Origin of the sequence: Tardiphaga sp. 20_F10_N6_6 (genome assembly GCF_052076045.1) — a bacterium.
GTDB classification, from domain to species: Bacteria; Pseudomonadota; Alphaproteobacteria; order Rhizobiales; family Xanthobacteraceae; genus Tardiphaga; species Tardiphaga robiniae.
Window position 1 is genome coordinate 4,403,923 of record NZ_CP197239.1, and the last position, 15,088, is coordinate 4,419,010.

The following is a 15,088-nucleotide window of genomic DNA, read 5'->3' on the forward strand; positions in this document are numbered from 1 at the left end:
TTCTCCGAGGGCAGCGGTGGCTTGAATAATTCAAGCAAGCCTTTATCCCGTTGTCACCCGTTTCCCATCCGCTGTGAATACCGACGCGATGACCAGACTGCCTTCCGAAGTAGATGTCGCCATCATCGGAGCCGGCGCTGCCGGCCTCGGCGCCGCGCGTATGCTGGAAGGTTCCGGGCTCTCCGTGATCGTGCTGGAAGCGCGCGACCGGATCGGCGGCCGCGCCCATACGATCATGGCGACCCCCGGCATTCCGTTCGATCTGGGCTGTGAATGGCTGCACTCCGCCGACAAGAATGACTTCGTCAGCATCGCGAAAGAGCTCGGCTTCGCCGTCGACAAGTCGCGCCCGCCGTGGCGCGATCAGGCCTATGATGCCGCCTTCTCGAAGGCGAAGCGCGATGAGTTCTTCGCCGCGATCGACGCGTTCTATGAGCGCGCCGAGGAGGCCGCGGAAAACGAGATCGATGCGCCTGCTGCGACTTGCCTCGAACCCGGCAATCCGTGGAATCCGATGATCGATGCGGTCTCGACCTATATCAACGGTTTCGAGCTCAAGGATGTGTCGCTGCACGACATGGATGCCTATGAGGACACGGACATCAACTGGCGCCTGCCCGATGGCTACGGCGCGCTGATCGCAGCCTATGGCGCGCCATGTTCGGTGGCGCTGAATACCGAAGTGACCCTCATCGATCATTCCGGTGCGCGTATCCGCATCGAGACGTCGCGCGGCACGCTCGGCGCGGCGAAAGTGATCGTCTGCGTGCCGACCAATCTCATCGCCAATGAAAATATCCGCTTCACGCCGCCGTTGCCCGGCAAGGTCGAGGCCGCCGCCGGCCTGCCGCTCGGCGCGGACAACAAGGTGATGCTGGCGCTCGCCGATGCGGAGAAGTGGCCGTCCGATATCGGGTTGCGCGGCGCCGCCATGCGCACCGGTGTCGGCAGCTTTCATCTGCGCCCGTCCGGCCGCCCCTGCATCGCCGGCTTCTTCGGGGGCAGTTTCGCACGCGAACTGGAAGACGCCGGTGAGGGCGCGCTCGCTGCGCAAAGCATCGACGAGATCGTGGCGCTGCTCGGCTCAGACATCCGCAGCAAGCTCACGCCGCTCGCGGAATCCCGCTGGGGACATGATCGCTTCGCGCAAGGCGCCTATTCGGCGGCGAAGCCCGGCCATGCCGATGCCCGCGCGGTCCTCGCGGCGCCGGTGGATGGCAGGCTGTTCTTTGCCGGCGAAGCGACATCGCCGAATTTCTTCTCGACGGCGCATGGGGCGCGGGAGAGTGGAGAGCGGGCGGCGAAGGAAGTGCTGGCCACAGGCAACCAGAGCAAAGCGTAGGCGCTCGCTTACTCCATCACCCTCGCCCTCATCGCCGCATCCGGCACGATACACGCCTCGGTCTTTCCGAAGATGCGATAGCGGTTCGTTGCGATCAGGCTGTAGACCGGATTGCGCAGCGCCTTCGGCACGGCGAACAGCACGCGCACCCATTGCCAGCCGGGCAGGGTCGACAGCACCGTCAGCGCCGCATCGGATCTGACATAAGCCACGCCGCCATGGATCACCGCATTGGTGTCGGGATCGGCGGGATCGATGCCGAAATGGCGGGCGAGGCGGCTGCCATAGTCGGACTGGATCGGGGTGAAGTGGAAGCGATGATCAGTGTCGCGTTTGGCGACGAACTGGATCCAGCGCGAGCAGAAGATACAGACGCCGTCATAGAGGATGACGTCGTCGTCGGGCCAGGGCTCGGTCACTGCGGTGTCCATTCCGGTTGCGCAGGTTTTCGCGTCATCGCTTCCTCGCCGTGATGGCCTTCAAAGCCTTGTCCAGCGCAGCACCATAGATGTCGTCACCGCCGTCGCTTTCCGCAAGCCAGTGGCCCTCGCTTCGAAAATTGGGCAGTTCGTAGGCATCGACCTTGTCGCCGCCCTTGCGGAATGCATCCGCCAGTTGGCGTGACAAGGCCGGCGAAAAATAGCTGTCATTGCGCGCGACGAGCCAGATCACAGGAACGTGCGCCGTCTTGCCGAAGGTTGCGGCAGCGGCGATCAGGCGCTGCGGCGCGCAGACGTCATTCGGCCGGTCATTGGCATGGCCGCCGCGTCCGGGGGCAAAGGCAATGATCGCTCTGACGCCTTGCGGATTGGCGCCGGCCATGGCGAGCGCGCCCCAGCCGCCCGCGGAATGGCCGACGACGATCGTGCCGTCGCTGCGAATGAAGGGTTGTTTGCGAATGTCAGTCATCGCTGCGGCGATACTATCCGCCGTGGCGCGGCCGGCGCCGAGATAGTCGGCATTGTCGCAGCCGCCCTGGTCTTCGAGATAACGCCCGCCGGTTAAGCCATGGCCGGGGCGCTCGGGCACCAGCACGGCGTAGCCACGCCCAACGAACCAGGAGGCCAGTGCGCGATATTCCGGTTGCGGCATCTGCGCGCGGCGCAGCGCATTCTGTGTGGTGGCATGCGCGATGACAGCGAGCGGGAACGGGCCATTGCCGGGTGGGCGGAATAGCACCGCGCGGGAACTGGTATTTGGATCGGGCGACGCTACCGTCCAGACCTGCCGGCGATGCGGCGCTTCTTCCGGGGCCTGCGCGCCTGATGTCTGGGCTGTGGCAGTAGCGGCGCTTCCGAGCAATGCAGCCAGCAGGCAAAGCGCTTGGACGTGTTTCATGAGCGCTCAGGGACTTTCGTGCGGACGCAATGCCTGTCGAACTCTACACGCCGCGAATCACATTGATGCAGTTGTGCACATCGATACGCGTGTGCAACTGCGACGCGACTCGCGCGATACGTGCCAGCAGTGGAAAACATGGCGTTCGGCGCGCATTGGATGCACCTCTGTCCTTTTTCGATACAACTCTTTCGGTAAACTGATGCTGAAAATCCACACGTTAACCGATAATTAACGATGGACCTTGAAGAGCGCCCGCCGACTTGCTTTGATCCCCTCATGAGCACAACCCTGATCGAGGTTCGGCCGGCCAAAGCTGCGGATGCAGCCGCGGTGGCGTCCACCCATGACGAAGCCTGGCGCGCGGCCTATCAAGGCCTCATCCCGGGCCCCGAATTGGAAAAGCTGATCAACCGCCGCGGTCCCGGCTGGTGGGATTCGGCGATCCGCAAGGGCAGCCGCGTCAGCGTTTTGTGCTTCGGTGACAAGGTCGCCGGCTACGCCAATTACGGTCGCAACCGCGCCCGCAGCCTGCAGTTCGAAGGCGAGATCTACGAACTTTACCTGCGTCCGGAATTCCAGGGCCTCGGCTTCGGCCGCCGGCTGTTCGCCTCCGCCAAGCGCGATCTCGTGCAGAGCGGGCTGAAGAGCATGGTGATCTGGGCGCTGTCGGACAATGAGGGCGCCACGGAGTTCTACCGCGCCCTGGGTGGCCGCATGGTCGCCCGTTCCTCGGAGCGTTTCGGCGCAAAATCGCTCGATAAAGTGGCATTCGCCTGGACGAATTAAGCCATTAAGCCGGTTCATGATTTTCTGGTCTCGCAGGCGTTGAATCCGGGCTCCCGCTCGGCTACGCCTGTCGCAACCTGTCCTATGAAATCTGGAGTGTTTGATGCGTCTTGACGCAATCCCGCTCGGCGCCAAGGCGCCGCATGAAGTGAACGTCGTGATCGAGGTCCAGGTGGGCGGCGAGCCCATCAAATATGAGATGGACAAGGAATCCGGCGCACTGTTCGTCGATCGCTTCCTCTACACCCCGATGCGCTACCCGGGGAATTACGGTTTCATCCCGCACACTTTGTCCGGCGACGGCGATCCCTGTGACGTGCTGATTGCCAACACCCGAGCCATCGTGCCGGGCGCGGTGATGAGCGTGCGTCCCGTCGGCGTGCTGTTGATGGAAGACGAAGGCGGCCTCGATGAGAAGATCATCGCCGTGCCGACCTCGAAGCTGACCCAGCGCTACGACAAGGTGAAGAACTACAGCGATCTGCCTGAGATCACGCTGCAGCAGATCCAGCACTTCTTTGAGCACTACAAGGATCTCGAGCCCGGCAAGTGGGTCAAGGTGGTGCGCTGGGGCGATGCCGCCGACGCGCAGCGCCTGATCCTCGAAGGGGTCGAGCGCGCCAAATCTGCAAAAGAATCGGCCGCCAAGACCAAGTAACAGAGACCGGCGTAGCAGAAGGGGACTTCCGATGCGCCGATGGATCAAACTGCTCCGAACGGCCGCGCTGATCGTCATCGCGGCCGTTTTGCTGCTCGCGGGCATCGTTCTCGTCAAGACGTTCAGCGGGGGATCACGGCAGCTTCAGGTGACCGCCGCGGCAAAGGCGCCGGTTGATGAGCAGGCGGCCGCAGAGCGCCTTGCAGAGGCGATCCGCTTTCCGACCATCTCCAATTTCCTCAATCCCGATCAGGCCGCCGAACCACTGCGTGCGATGCAGGCGCATCTGGTGGCGAGCTTCCCGGCCTTCCATGCGGCGGCGAAGCGCGAACTCGTCGGCAACTACAGTCTGCTCTACACATGGGAAGGCAGCGATCCTGCCTTGAAGCCGATTGCGCTGCTGGCGCATCAGGATGTCGTGCCCGTCGCACCGGGCACCGAGAAAGACTGGCAGCAACCGCCGTTCAAGGGCGTCGTCGCCGATGGCTTCATCTGGGGCCGTGGCTCCTGGGACGACAAGGGCAATCTGTATTCAATCCTCGAGGCCGCCGAGGTGATGGCGAAGCAGGGTTTCCGCCCCAAGCGCACCATCTATTTCGCCTTCGGCCATGACGAAGAAGTCTCCGGCACCCGCGGCGCAAGGGCGATCGCGGCGCTGCTGACGTCGCGTGGCGTCAAGCTCGACTTCGTGCTCGATGAAGGCCTTTTGATCACCGAGGGCATTCTCAAGGGGCTCGACAAGCCGATGGCGCTGATCGGCGTCGCCGAGAAAGGCTATGCGACGCTGGTGCTGACCGCGCATGGCACGCCCGGTCACTCGTCGATGCCGCCGCGCGAGACTGCCATCGGCATGATGAGCGCGGCGCTGACGCAGCTCGAAAACAAGCGCCTGCCGATGCAGATCCGTGGCACCGTCGGCGAGATGTTCGACACCATCGCGCCGGAAATGAGCGGCTTCAACCGCGTGGTACTGTCCAATCTGTGGCTGTTCAAGCCGCTGTTGCTGCGCGAATTCGAGAAGAGCGGTCCGACCGAGGCAACGGTGCGCACGACCACGGCGCTGACGATCTTCAAGGCCGGCGAGCAGGACAATGTGCTGCCGGGCAATGCGGAGGCCACGGTGAATTTCCGGCTGTTGCCCGGCGATACGCAAGCTAGCGTCACCGAACACGTGCGCAGCGCGGTCAGCAACGACAGGATTTCCATCGCGCCGTTCCCCGGCAATACCGATCCGCCCCCGGTGACCGGGACCGCGAGTCCTTCTTATCGCGCGCTCAATCAGACCATTCGCGAGATTTTCCCGGATGCGCTGGTGGCACCGGGCCTGATGGTCGCGGCAACGGATTCGCGGCACTATACGAATGTGACGGACAACATCTTCCGCTTCTCGCCGGTGCGCGCGACGTCGGAAGACCTCAAGCGTTTTCACGGCACCAACGAACGGCTGAGCGTCGCGAATTACGCAGACATGATCCGGTTCTATCGACGGTTGATCGAGAATACGGCGAAGTAAGAGTTCTGCGTCGACCCCTCAGCCGTCATTGCGAGCGCAGCGAAGCAATCCAGAAAGCCAAGAACTGGATTGCTTCGTCGCAAGGCTCCTCGCAATGACGTGGATGGGCCGGAGCGAGCGCTTTAAACCGCGGGCGCCGCCAGCTTGTGGATCGCACATGCCGCGCGCAGCGTGTTCACCAGCAGGCAGGCGACTGTCATCTGACCTACGCCGCCGGGCACCGGCGTAATCGCGCCGGCGGTCTTCAGCGCTTCCTGATAGGCGACGTCGCCGACGAGGCGCGTCTTGCCCTCTGCGCCGGGCAGGCGATTGATGCCGACATCGATCACGGTCGCGCCGGGCTTGATCCAGTCGCCGCGCACCATTTCAGGGCGGCCGACAGCCGCATAGACCAGATCCGCCTGCGCGCAGAGCTTGGCGAGATCGCGCGACTTCGAATGCGCGATGGTCACGGTGGCGTTTTCGTTGAGCAGCAATTGCACCAAGGGACGGCCGACCAGATTGGAGCGGCCGATCACGATGGCATTCATACCTTCGAGTGATTTGTGCACGCTCTTGGTCAGGATGATGCAGCCGAGCGGCGTGCAGGGCGACAGTGCAGGCATGCCGCTGGCAAGGCGTCCGGCATTGGTCGGGTGGAGGCCATCGACGTCCTTGGCGGGATCGATGGCATTGACGACGGCGTCGGTATCGAGACCCTTGGGCAGCGGCAGTTGCACGAGGATGCCGTGCACGGTCGGATCGGCATTCAGCTTCTGCACCAGCGCGATCAGATCGGCCTGTGCGACGTCAGCGGGCAGCTTGTGTTCGAAGGAGGCCATGCCGGCTTCCTGGGTCTGCTTGTGCTTGCTACGCACATAGACCTCGCTGGCGGGATCGCTGCCGACCAGTACCACGGCGAGGCCGGGCGTCACGGCATGTTCGGCTTTGACGCGCGCGACTTCGGCGGCGACGCGGCCGCGCAATTCGGCGGCAATGATCTTTCCATCGATGATGCTGGCGGTCATGTGTCGGTCCTGTCGTCTGTGTCGTCGGGCGTTGCTGCAGTGATCCTGCGCAGCATCGCGCCCAGTTTCGTCGGGTCGCCGTCGACCGCGATCTGCTTCACGCGCGACGTGGTGCCAGACAGCACGCGCACATCGCGCTTCGGCACGCCGAGCCGCTTGGCAAGCAGTTCGGTCACGGCGCGGTTGGCTTCGCCGCCCTCGGCGATGGCGCGCACCCGCACCTTCACCACCGAACGGCCATTGGCCATCGTCTCGATCCCGTCGATATCGTCTCGGCCACCCCGCGGCGTCACGCGAACGGCGATGCTGACACCGTCAGTCGCGTAGCGCCAGGGATCTGCCACGAACCCGGCGGCCGATCAGAAGACGCTGGGATAGATGTAGTAGGTGATCACCCGCTGCAGGAACATGATGATCAGGATCAGAATGATCGGCGAGATATCGAGGCCGCCGAGGCTCGGCAGCATCCTGCGGATCGGCGCCAGCACGGGCTCGGTGATCCGGAACAGGAATTCGGCGATCGCGGAGACGAACTGGTTGCGGGTGTTGACGACGTTGAAGGCGATCAGCCAGGACAGGATCGCCGAGGCGATCAGCAGCCAGACATAGAGATCGAGAATGATCAGCACGATATCGAGAACGGCGCGCATGGCGGGGATGGCTCGCGGGTTAGGTCGCGGATTCGACTGTCCGCTAAATATCGGTTCAGCCCCCCTCAAACAAGGGAAGTTCCGGGCGAAAAGTGCCGGAAAACCGCGCTTTTGCGACGTTCTTGACTTGCCGTTAACGGGGATTGTAAATGGCGCCGATTGCTAATCGGATCGCATGGGCGACCCGGTTCGTATCGGGGCCATAGCTCAGCTGGGAGAGCGCGTCGTTCGCAATGACGAGGTCGGCGGTTCGATCCCGCCTGGCTCCACCATCCTTCGCTCGCTTCGCGAGCTACGGCTAGGCAAGCCATCCTCCAGATCATCGGACGCGAAACGAGCGAAGGATGTCGCGTCGAAGCCCGCAGGGCGGAGACGGACTGCCAATATTCAAAACCTGTCCCCAGCGCCGCATGACCGCGCCAGATCCCGTCACACCCGTCTCAACTGCAACCTTGCCACCGCCCCCGCGATGAAGCCGCGCGGAAAAAGCCGCAGCAGCAGCGGCACGATCTTGATGCCGAGGCCGGGGAAAACTGTGCGCTTGTTGGCCATCAGGCCCTGATAGCCCAGCAGGGCGACGTCAGCCGCCGAGACATTGAGGATCGCCGAATCGAGGCCCGGCGTGAATCCGGCGCGCGCCTGGAATTCCGACGGCACCGGCCCGGGGCACAATGCAGTCACGCGCACACCCTTGGAGCCGAGCTCCTGGCGCAGTGCTTCGGTGAAGGATAGCACATAGGCCTTGCTGGCGTAGTACACAGCCATTCCGGGACCCGGCAAAAAACCCGCGATCGAGCTGAGATTGAGAATGCCGCCCTTGTTGCGGATCAGGCTCTCGGAAAAGCGCAGCGACAGATCCGTCAGTGCGCGCACATTGACCTCAAGCATGCCGAGTTGCCTGTCGCGGTCCATCTCGATGGCGCGGCCGAACATGCCGAAGCCGGCATTGTTGACCACATACTCAACTTCGACATCGGCGGCAGCGAGGGCAGCCGCGATCTGGTCGCAGGCGTCGCGCTGTTCGAGATCGCAGGGAATGATGATGGGCGCAGCACCGCCCGCAGCAGTGATTTCAGCCGCCAGCGCATTCAGGCGCTCGGCACGGCGTGCAACCAGAGCGACGCGATGCTTGTTCGCAGCGAAGATGCGCGCGAATTCGGCGCCAATTCCGGCCGAGGCTCCGGTTATCAACGTCACGCGCTCAGTCACAATAAGGTACTCTTGAAATACGTGAGGACGATTTGCATGCATCTACAGGCGTAATAGGGATACCCGTGATGTGCAAGTCGGAATGACCACCGGAATACCGCAGGCCTTCAGTTCCCGAATGCGTAGCAGTGGCATGAATTATCGGGGACCGCGCATTAAACTTTGGTTATGCGTCGTGGTGCCGTCATTTGCCGGTCAGGCTGCGCCTGCTCAGACAGTCGTATCCGTTGTGGCCGTACCGCCCGCCACGCGTCGTTTGAGCTCCATCCGGTCACGTGATGAAACTGCGAGCAGGTCGGCTGCGCGCCAGACCACATTTTCCTCGAACTCACTGACGCGGCCGTCAGCATAGACCAGCTGCCACATCATCTCGACGAGACGGACACGACCAGGCTCGTCGACCACGCGCATGATGACGCTCGTAAAGTGATAGAGATCGACGGCCTCGCCTTCGACGAGGGTGGCAGCCGAGATGAGCCTGTCAGCCGTGCCCGGATCGAGCTCGAAACGCGACTCGATCAGGCTGTGCAACTTGGCTCTCTCGATAGCTGAGGGCTCCCCGTCCAGTGAGATGACGTGAAGCATCAATGCCGTAGCGGCAAGACGGAAGCCGGTATCGTCGAATGCCTGATTTCCGTGCGCATCGGGAGACACCACGTCGGCAATGAATTGGCGCAGTTTTTCCAGCATTATTCTTTGAACCAGATGATCGCGAGGCCCGCCATGCGGCGAAAGCGCTCGTGCTTTGTGGCGCGAAAATGGAACGCATGCAATGCGGCCGGGTTCCCGAAGCACTGATGACAGTTAAGTAACAATTGAGACGATCGGTAGTTTATGGGATCTCGTGTCACGGAATCTCATAGACCACGATCTTGTCGGCGATGCCGCGCAAGGCGGCGTGCTTCTGGATCGGCGTGATTTCGGCCTTCCGCAGAATAGCTTCCACGGCCAGCGCCGATATCACCGGGCTGGTGACATGGATCGCCTGCGAGGTTGACAGGCCCTGCACCCTGGCAGCGATATTGACGGTCTGGCCAAAGTAATCCTGCCGCTCGTTCAGCATCACAGCGAGGCAGGGTCCCTCATGGATGCCGATTTTGACCACGAGGTCCTTGGTGCCGCGCTCCTCGTTCAATCGCTCCATCGCGGCGCGCATGCGCAGACCTGCGGCCAGCGCCTGTTCGGGCCGCGTAAAGGTCGCCATGACGGCATCCCCGATGGTCTTCACGACGGCTCCCGCTTCCGACGCAATGATCTCCAGCAGTGCGTGGAAATGCGCACGTACCAGATCGAAGGCTGCGAGATCGCCGACGCGCTCATACAAGGCGGTCGAGCCCTTGAGGTCGGTGAACAGGAAGGTCAGCGAGGTAATCTTCAGGCGCTGATCGATATTGAGGTTGTCGGCCTTGTAGACATCGCGAAAGGTCTGGTTGGTGAGTATCCGCTTGGCCGTGAGGAACGGCTTGCGCTTGCCGATCAGGTGATGGAGGCCCTCGGCCGCGACAAATACCGACGGCAGCACGCGCACCTCGGTCTGGTTTTCGAGAGACAACCGCAGGGGGCCGGGTTGCAGCGTGATGGTGCCGGTCGGTGTGTGCTGCCGGTTGTAGATCAGCGACAAATGCTGTCGTTCCTTGGTCGGCTCACCCTGCACATCGATGAACTGCGCGGCATGGGTTACCGGCTCGAACACGATGACGAACTCCGACGGCAGGTGCAGCGACATCACCGCTTTTTCATGTGCCGGCAATTCCATTGCGTCCAGTGTCACTTCATCGGTGAGTGACGCAAACGATTCCTGATTGAGATCGACGCCTGAGCTCCAGAACACCTGCTTGAAGTATTCCCAGAGCGGCAGCGTATTGGGGTCGTGTGCAGCGATGTGCCTGACGCGCGGTGCGACCGTGAACGCCACCTCGACCTGCTCGTCAACCGACGCTTCATAGCCGCAGGCGCAGAGCCCGCAATGGTAGTCGTCATGGCGCAGCGATTTCAGCGTGCTGTGGGCGTCGAGGACGCCGCTGCAGCCCGGGCACAACACATTCCAGGTCAGGTCGAACAGGCCGAGGCGGGAGGCATGCAGGAAGCCGGAAATGACGCGCTCTTCGTTCAGGCCGCGGCGTGCCGCAAAATCCAGCACGTTGATACGATTGAGTTCGTGGTCCGCGCCGTCGCGGATCAGTTGTGCAATGGCATCGGCTACGGCCGGATCGGTCGCCTGGTTCAATGTCGCGAATAGTGCCTGAACATCACTCATGGCATCAGTTTAGGCCAAATAGTCGCTACGTCCAAGACAGGGCTTTGCCGCAGCGCTTCAACTTGTCGTTCCGCCTAAGTGCCATGAGCGCGCGCGGGGGCGGGGAAGACGTGAGGAGAGGGCGTGCTGAAATAACGTCAACGCCGCTCAATGCGGAACATTGGCGAGCGATCCGGTTGTGTCGTCACCACGCCGATAGGCATGACGGGGGCTTTATCCGGCAGCTCGACGCGGAACGCGCCGATGATTTTCGCCAGCGCCAACGTGGCCTCGACAAGCGCGAAATGCGCGCCGATGCAGACCCGGGCACCGACGCCGAAAGGCAGATAGGCGAAGCGGTCCGGCGGTGTCGCGCCGGGCATGAAACGGGACGGCATGAAGGCGTTGGGCTCGTGCCACAATTTCTCGTGCCGATGCAGTAGCCAGGGCGCGATCAGGATCACGTCCTTGCTGGCGACGGACTGGCCAGCCAGACGATCAGGGCCCGCGGCGGCGCGTGCGATCAGGAAGGCGGGCGGATAGAGCCGCATGGTCTCATCGATCACCGCGCGGGTGAACTTCAGATGCTCCATGTCGAATGTGCCGCTCGCGCTGGCGGCACGGGCTTCGGCCGCGACCTGCTCCTGGGTCGCCGGATCGAGCGTCAGCATATACAGCGCCCAGAATAGCGCCGTTGCCGTCGTCTCATGGCCAGCGAGGATCATCGTCGCCACCTGATCGCCGAGCTGCCCATCGGTGAAGGATGCGCCGGTTTCCGGATCGCGCGCGGCCACCATCAGGTCGAACAGATCGCGCGGCGCATCGTCGTTCTTGCCGGCGGCGCGACGTGCGGTCATCAGCTCGCCGACGAATCTCGTCCAGCGTCTGCGGAAGAAGGCGCGCGAGATATCCTGCGGCGTCGGCCAACCCAGCGGCAGCAGCAGATCGAGGAAATGCGGCCGTGCCAGGTTCATGCCGTATTCCATCACGAAGTCGCGCAGCTTCGCGCCATGTTCGGCCATGCCGAACGAGAACATGGTGCGGCCTGCGATTTCCAGCGTCATTCGCTGCATGATCTCGCGCAGATTGACCGGCTTGCCCTCGGCGCGCTGTAAATCGGCGAGCGTATCGTCGACGGCCGAGATCATGTGCGGCACCAAAGTCGTCACCGCGCGCGGCGTGAAAGCCGGCGCCAGGGTGCGGCGCTGGTGTTTCCAGGTGCGGCCTTCGGCGAGCAGCAGGCCCTCGCCGAGCATCGGCCGCAGCACGCGGAATGCAGCGGGCGTGCGGGTATAGTTCTCGTAATTGTCCACCAGAACATGGCGGATCGCATCGGGGTCGTTGAGGATGAAGCTGGCATGGCCGAAGAAGCGGCCGTTGATGATGTCATCTTCATAGGCGCGCTGGCCCCAGGTCTCGATAGCGCTGCGGCGCATCGCCGACATACGCCCCAGCGCACCCATGTTCTCGGGCGCACGTGGCGGGCTCGGCGGCACCAGGGGCGCTCGCGCAGCGGAGAAATTGTAGACCTCGGCAATGCTCACGATGGGCCTCGCAATTGATCCAGGGACCGGAGCGTCTCGTCATTATAGCAGGCGTCCATCCGCGCGCCATGGAGGCGTCGATGGAAAGCGTGGCCGCAACGTACGCATCGACCAATATTGCGGTCCAGCGGGCGCATCCCTCGGAACGATACTCACGCATGCACATTAGGGAGGCAGTGGCTCCATATCGGACCGGCCTGAGGATTTAAAATGATCGATACCGTTGTCGTCCAACCCGCCGTAAGCGTCGACGAACCGCAAACCTCCGGCGTATCGTGGGCTGCGGTTGCAGCCGGTGCCGTGGTTTCGCTCGCACTGACGCTCGTCCTGATTGCCTTTGGCACAGGTCTCGGTCTGTCTGTCGTGTCTCCGTGGGCAAGTTCCGGCGCCTCCGCGACCACGTTCAAGATCACGACCGGTATCTACCTGATCGTCATCGCGATGATCTCGTCATCGCTCGGTGGTTATATTGCCGGCCGTCTGCGGTCGCGCTGGATCGGCGTGCATTCGGACGAAGTCTACTTTCGTGACACCGCGCATGGATTCCTAGCCTGGTCGTTCGCGACGGTTTTGGGAACGATCCTGCTGGCATCTCCAGCAACCTCTTTGCTGAGCGGAGCCGCGTCGGGTGTTGCTGCCGGTGCAACCGCTGCTGCAGCCCAGTCAGGTCCGAGCGATGGCTACCTGGATTCGCTGCTGCGTCCGACGACGCCGTCGGCCGATGGCACCAGTGCGGAAGCGCGTGGTGAACTGTCACGTGTGATGGCTGCCAGTTTCCGTGGTGGAGAGCTCAAGCCTACCGACCGCAGCTACGTCAACAAGGTTGTCGCCAGCCGCACCGGTCTGAGCGAGGCAGATGCCGACAAGCGCGTCACTGAAGTCATCAACGATGCGAAGACCGCGGTAGATGCCGCACGCAAGGCCGCGATGCAGCTCGCATTCTGGCTCACGGCGTCGCTGCTGATCGGCGCCTTCTCCGCCAGCCTTGCCGCGACGGAAGGTGGCGGGCTTCGTGACGGGACCTGGAAGAAGCGTCGTTAACCCCAATCAAAGGAGACAACCATGCCCATTCTTCTGTGGCTACTCGGAATCCCGCTTCCCCTCATCATCCTGGTACTGTTGCTGCGATAACGGAATAACGAAGGAGCCCCGCACATGGCGGGGCTCTTTGCGATTTCGAACAATGCCTCATGCGATCTGACCGGAGACGCGCAGGGAAGTCAGCAAAGCGGTTATATACAAGGCCAGACCGCTGAGGCGCGCGAGTTGGCGTGATCTACTCGGTGAATTCCGCCACCGTGATCCGGTTTTCCGACGCCGGCCAGGCGCGCGCCACGATCCGCTCCTGATTGAAGAGCGCTGCCACCGGACGTCCGATGTCCGTGGCCGGAAGGCGGATAGTCGAGAGCGAATCCGTGGGCACGCCGGCTTTCACGTCGGTCGGCTCCTTGCCGTCGAGCAGCACGACATCGCGCGGTAATCCAAAATAGCCACGGACGCGCGACATCGACACCACTGCACCGGCATTGGCATCGGTGGGTCCCAGCGGCCGGCCGGCGCGCAGATGCACGACGTCGGACGAGCGGGGGAATGGCGAGCGATAGGAATGCGTGATCGGCGCTCCGGCCGATGTCAGGACGATCTCGACAGGCCAGGTCGGATCGACCTGAACCGGACCCCAGCGGCCATCGGCGGATGTGCGGGCCGAATGGAGCGCTGTCCCGATCCGCTCGCCCGTGTCCGGCGCCACGCGGTACACCTCGACCAGGGCATCCGCGACCGGCCGGTTGGTGGGCACGCCGCCGGGCGTGCCGGTGACGAGACCGCTGATTTTCACCTCAATTTCCGGCGCGATATCGATCCGCACGGGCTCGCGGCCGACGATAAATTTGTAGATCTCGCGGAAGGCACGGTGGTGAAAGCCGGTTTCGCGATGATCGATGGCGCCGAGGACGAGATTGGTGGCGCCGCGCAGCGCCGGACCATCGGCGGTGACGCCGGTGGCCACGCCCGGCTTGCCGAGCAGGCGACCGTCGGCCTGCGCATATTTGTCGATGCCATCGCTGCGGAGGGTGAGGAAGGCGGTGCCTTCGGTCACCTCAGGGCCCTCGCCGGGATTGAGGCTCTTGAGGAACGGGCTGCGGCCATTGAATTCGCTGCCGGGGCTATCGGTCCCGTCGAACACGCCGTGATTGGGGGTGCCGCACAGGACGGCGTGGCTGACATCGGCGCTGCCGCCATTCTTGATGTAATTGCGCACCGCATTGCCGCCGCGCGAATTGGCGACCAGCGCCACTTTCGCAGCGCCAGTGCGCTTTTTCAGTTCCGCGATGGCTTCGCCGAGTTCGCGGCGCTGGCCTTCGGTGGAGGAGCGGCCCTGCTGCGCCACAGCATCGTCGGAACGCGCCAGCGGATCGGTGAAATTGAGCGCCATCAGCCGGTTGCGCGGGACGCCATTGGTTTCCATGCGCCAGATCTGCGTCATCCAGAGCGCCGCGTGGTCGCCATTGCCGTGGACGAACAGGATCGGGGGAATGTCGGAACCCGCAGTCGTGCCGGGGCCGGTCTGTGCTGCGGCCTCGAAACGGAGCGCGTGGGCAGCCAGCGGCAGCATCGCTGCGCCCGTGAGTATGGTCCGTCGCGACAGCGCCATGGTTGGTCTCCCTCTATCTGCGCACATCCGACGCCTGCCACTGTGATAGCGGAGCAGGCACTGGACAGACAACGCGTTTCGCAGGCATCAACTTGATGTGCCCGCGGGGAATCAGACCCGCATGGCCCTGCAGTCGCTATCTGCAGCAG

General features: G+C 63.1%; 15 protein-coding genes and 1 tRNA gene. 6 read left to right on the forward strand and 10 right to left on the reverse strand.

The window, feature by feature from the left end; translation table 11 throughout:
* The first annotated feature begins 88 nt into the window (after positions 1-88).
* Positions 89-1,342 (forward strand): flavin monoamine oxidase family protein, encoded by a 1,254-nt coding sequence (locus AB7813_RS21215; RefSeq protein ID WP_441228340.1) that lies wholly within the window; start codon positions 89-91, stop codon positions 1,340-1,342.
* An 8-nt stretch (positions 1,343-1,350) separates the two neighbouring features.
* On the opposite strand, the gene AB7813_RS21220 is transcribed toward AB7813_RS21215, so the two are convergent.
* Both AB7813_RS21220 and AB7813_RS21225 read right to left on the reverse strand, forming a co-directional pair.
* The gene (locus tag AB7813_RS21220) at positions 1,351-1,761 is read right to left on the reverse strand and encodes a thiol-disulfide oxidoreductase DCC family protein (RefSeq protein ID WP_244528098.1); all 411 of its coding nucleotides are present in this window, start codon (positions 1,759-1,761) and stop codon (positions 1,351-1,353) included.
* A gap of 34 nt (positions 1,762-1,795) precedes the next feature.
* Positions 1,796-2,680: an alpha/beta hydrolase family protein gene (locus tag AB7813_RS21225; RefSeq protein ID WP_439065532.1), complete on the reverse strand. Its 885-nt coding sequence runs from the start codon at positions 2,678-2,680 to the stop codon at positions 1,796-1,798.
* Positions 2,681-2,959: 279 nt separating this feature from the next.
* Between AB7813_RS21225 and AB7813_RS21230 the strand changes: the two genes are divergently transcribed.
* The 3 genes from AB7813_RS21230 (at position 2,960) to AB7813_RS21240 (ending at position 5,640) form a co-directional block, all read left to right on the forward strand.
* Positions 2,960-3,469, forward strand: a complete 510-nt coding sequence (locus tag AB7813_RS21230; RefSeq protein WP_068737851.1) for a GNAT family N-acetyltransferase — start codon at positions 2,960-2,962, stop codon at positions 3,467-3,469.
* A gap of 103 nt (positions 3,470-3,572) precedes the next feature.
* Positions 3,573-4,127 carry an inorganic diphosphatase gene (gene ppa, locus AB7813_RS21235; RefSeq protein WP_175369480.1) on the forward strand — a complete coding sequence of 185 codons (555 nt, stop codon included), beginning with the start codon at positions 3,573-3,575 and terminating at the stop codon, positions 4,125-4,127.
* Between the two features lie 31 nt (positions 4,128-4,158).
* On the forward strand, positions 4,159-5,640 hold the full coding sequence (locus AB7813_RS21240; protein WP_441228341.1) for a M20 family peptidase: 1,482 nt from the start codon (positions 4,159-4,161) through the stop codon (positions 5,638-5,640).
* Between the two features lie 122 nt (positions 5,641-5,762).
* Here the strand turns inward: AB7813_RS21240 and folD are convergent, their stop codons facing one another.
* The 3 genes from folD to AB7813_RS21255 are packed head-to-tail and all read right to left on the reverse strand — an operon-like array spanning position 5,763 to position 7,297.
* Positions 5,763-6,647, reverse strand: coding sequence for a bifunctional methylenetetrahydrofolate dehydrogenase/methenyltetrahydrofolate cyclohydrolase FolD (gene folD, locus AB7813_RS21245; RefSeq protein ID WP_441228342.1), 885 nt, complete (start codon positions 6,645-6,647; stop codon positions 5,763-5,765).
* Positions 6,644-6,991, reverse strand: a complete 348-nt coding sequence (locus tag AB7813_RS21250; protein WP_089266538.1) for a DUF167 domain-containing protein — start codon at positions 6,989-6,991, stop codon at positions 6,644-6,646. The genes folD and AB7813_RS21250 overlap by 4 nt, the downstream gene beginning before the upstream one ends.
* Positions 6,992-7,006: 15 nt before the next feature.
* Positions 7,007-7,297, reverse strand: a complete 291-nt coding sequence (locus AB7813_RS21255) for a YggT family protein (RefSeq protein WP_068737841.1) — start codon at positions 7,295-7,297, stop codon at positions 7,007-7,009.
* 196 nt (positions 7,298-7,493) lie between these two features.
* On the opposite strand from AB7813_RS21255, the gene AB7813_RS21260 reads away from it, so the two are divergent.
* Positions 7,494-7,569: transfer RNA gene (locus AB7813_RS21260), tRNA-Ala, on the forward strand.
* 157 nt (positions 7,570-7,726) lie between these two features.
* Here the strand turns inward: AB7813_RS21260 and AB7813_RS21265 are convergent.
* From AB7813_RS21265 to AB7813_RS21280, 4 genes are all read right to left on the reverse strand, one after another.
* On the reverse strand, positions 7,727-8,506 hold the full coding sequence (locus AB7813_RS21265) for an SDR family NAD(P)-dependent oxidoreductase (protein WP_441228343.1): 780 nt from the start codon (positions 8,504-8,506) through the stop codon (positions 7,727-7,729).
* Between the two features lie 210 nt (positions 8,507-8,716).
* Entirely contained in the window at positions 8,717-9,196 is a 480-nt protein-coding gene (locus AB7813_RS21270) for a TerB family tellurite resistance protein (protein ID WP_089266541.1), read from the reverse strand.
* Positions 9,197-9,353: 157 nt separating this feature from the next.
* On the reverse strand, positions 9,354-10,763 hold the full coding sequence (locus tag AB7813_RS21275) for an adenylate/guanylate cyclase domain-containing protein (RefSeq protein ID WP_089266543.1): 1,410 nt from the start codon (positions 10,761-10,763) through the stop codon (positions 9,354-9,356).
* Between the two features lie 137 nt (positions 10,764-10,900).
* A complete protein-coding gene (locus tag AB7813_RS21280; protein ID WP_441228344.1) occupies positions 10,901-12,286 on the reverse strand; it encodes a cytochrome P450 in 1,386 nt (461 codons plus the stop codon).
* Positions 12,287-12,496: 210 nt separating this feature from the next.
* Here AB7813_RS21280 and AB7813_RS21285 point away from each other — a divergent pair, with 210 nt between their 5' ends.
* The gene (locus AB7813_RS21285; RefSeq protein ID WP_441228345.1) at positions 12,497-13,327 is read left to right on the forward strand and encodes a hypothetical protein; all 831 of its coding nucleotides are present in this window, start codon (positions 12,497-12,499) and stop codon (positions 13,325-13,327) included.
* Positions 13,328-13,562: 235 nt separating this feature from the next.
* On the opposite strand, the gene AB7813_RS21290 is transcribed toward AB7813_RS21285, so the two are convergent.
* Positions 13,563-14,939, reverse strand: coding sequence for a hydrolase (locus tag AB7813_RS21290; protein WP_441228346.1), 1,377 nt, complete (start codon positions 14,937-14,939; stop codon positions 13,563-13,565).
* Positions 14,940-15,088 lie beyond the last annotated feature (149 nt).

Bases quoted from the DNA above. Each gene is read 5' to 3' on its own strand.
- AB7813_RS21270 (WP_089266541.1), bottom strand. From the start codon at position 9,196: ATGCTGGAAAAACTGCGCCAATTCATTGCCGACGTGGTGTCTCCCGAT.
- folD (WP_441228342.1), bottom strand. From the start codon at position 6,647: ATGACCGCCAGCATCATCGATGGAAAGATCATTGCCGCCGAATTGCGC.
- ppa (WP_175369480.1), top strand. From the start codon at position 3,573: ATGCGTCTTGACGCAATCCCGCTCGGCGCCAAGGCGCCGCATGAAGTG.
- AB7813_RS21240 (WP_441228341.1), top strand. From the start codon at position 4,159: ATGCGCCGATGGATCAAACTGCTCCGAACGGCCGCGCTGATCGTCATC.
- AB7813_RS21275 (WP_089266543.1), bottom strand. From the start codon at position 10,763: ATGAGTGATGTTCAGGCACTATTCGCGACATTGAACCAGGCGACCGAT.
- AB7813_RS21230 (WP_068737851.1), top strand. From the start codon at position 2,960: ATGAGCACAACCCTGATCGAGGTTCGGCCGGCCAAAGCTGCGGATGCA.
- AB7813_RS21225 (WP_439065532.1), bottom strand. From the start codon at position 2,680: ATGAAACACGTCCAAGCGCTTTGCCTGCTGGCTGCATTGCTCGGAAGC.
- AB7813_RS21290 (WP_441228346.1), bottom strand. From the start codon at position 14,939: ATGGCGCTGTCGCGACGGACCATACTCACGGGCGCAGCGATGCTGCCG.
- AB7813_RS21255 (WP_068737841.1), bottom strand. From the start codon at position 7,297: ATGCGCGCCGTTCTCGATATCGTGCTGATCATTCTCGATCTCTATGTC.
- AB7813_RS21285 (WP_441228345.1), top strand. From the start codon at position 12,497: ATGATCGATACCGTTGTCGTCCAACCCGCCGTAAGCGTCGACGAACCG.
- AB7813_RS21215 (WP_441228340.1), top strand. From the start codon at position 89: ATGACCAGACTGCCTTCCGAAGTAGATGTCGCCATCATCGGAGCCGGC.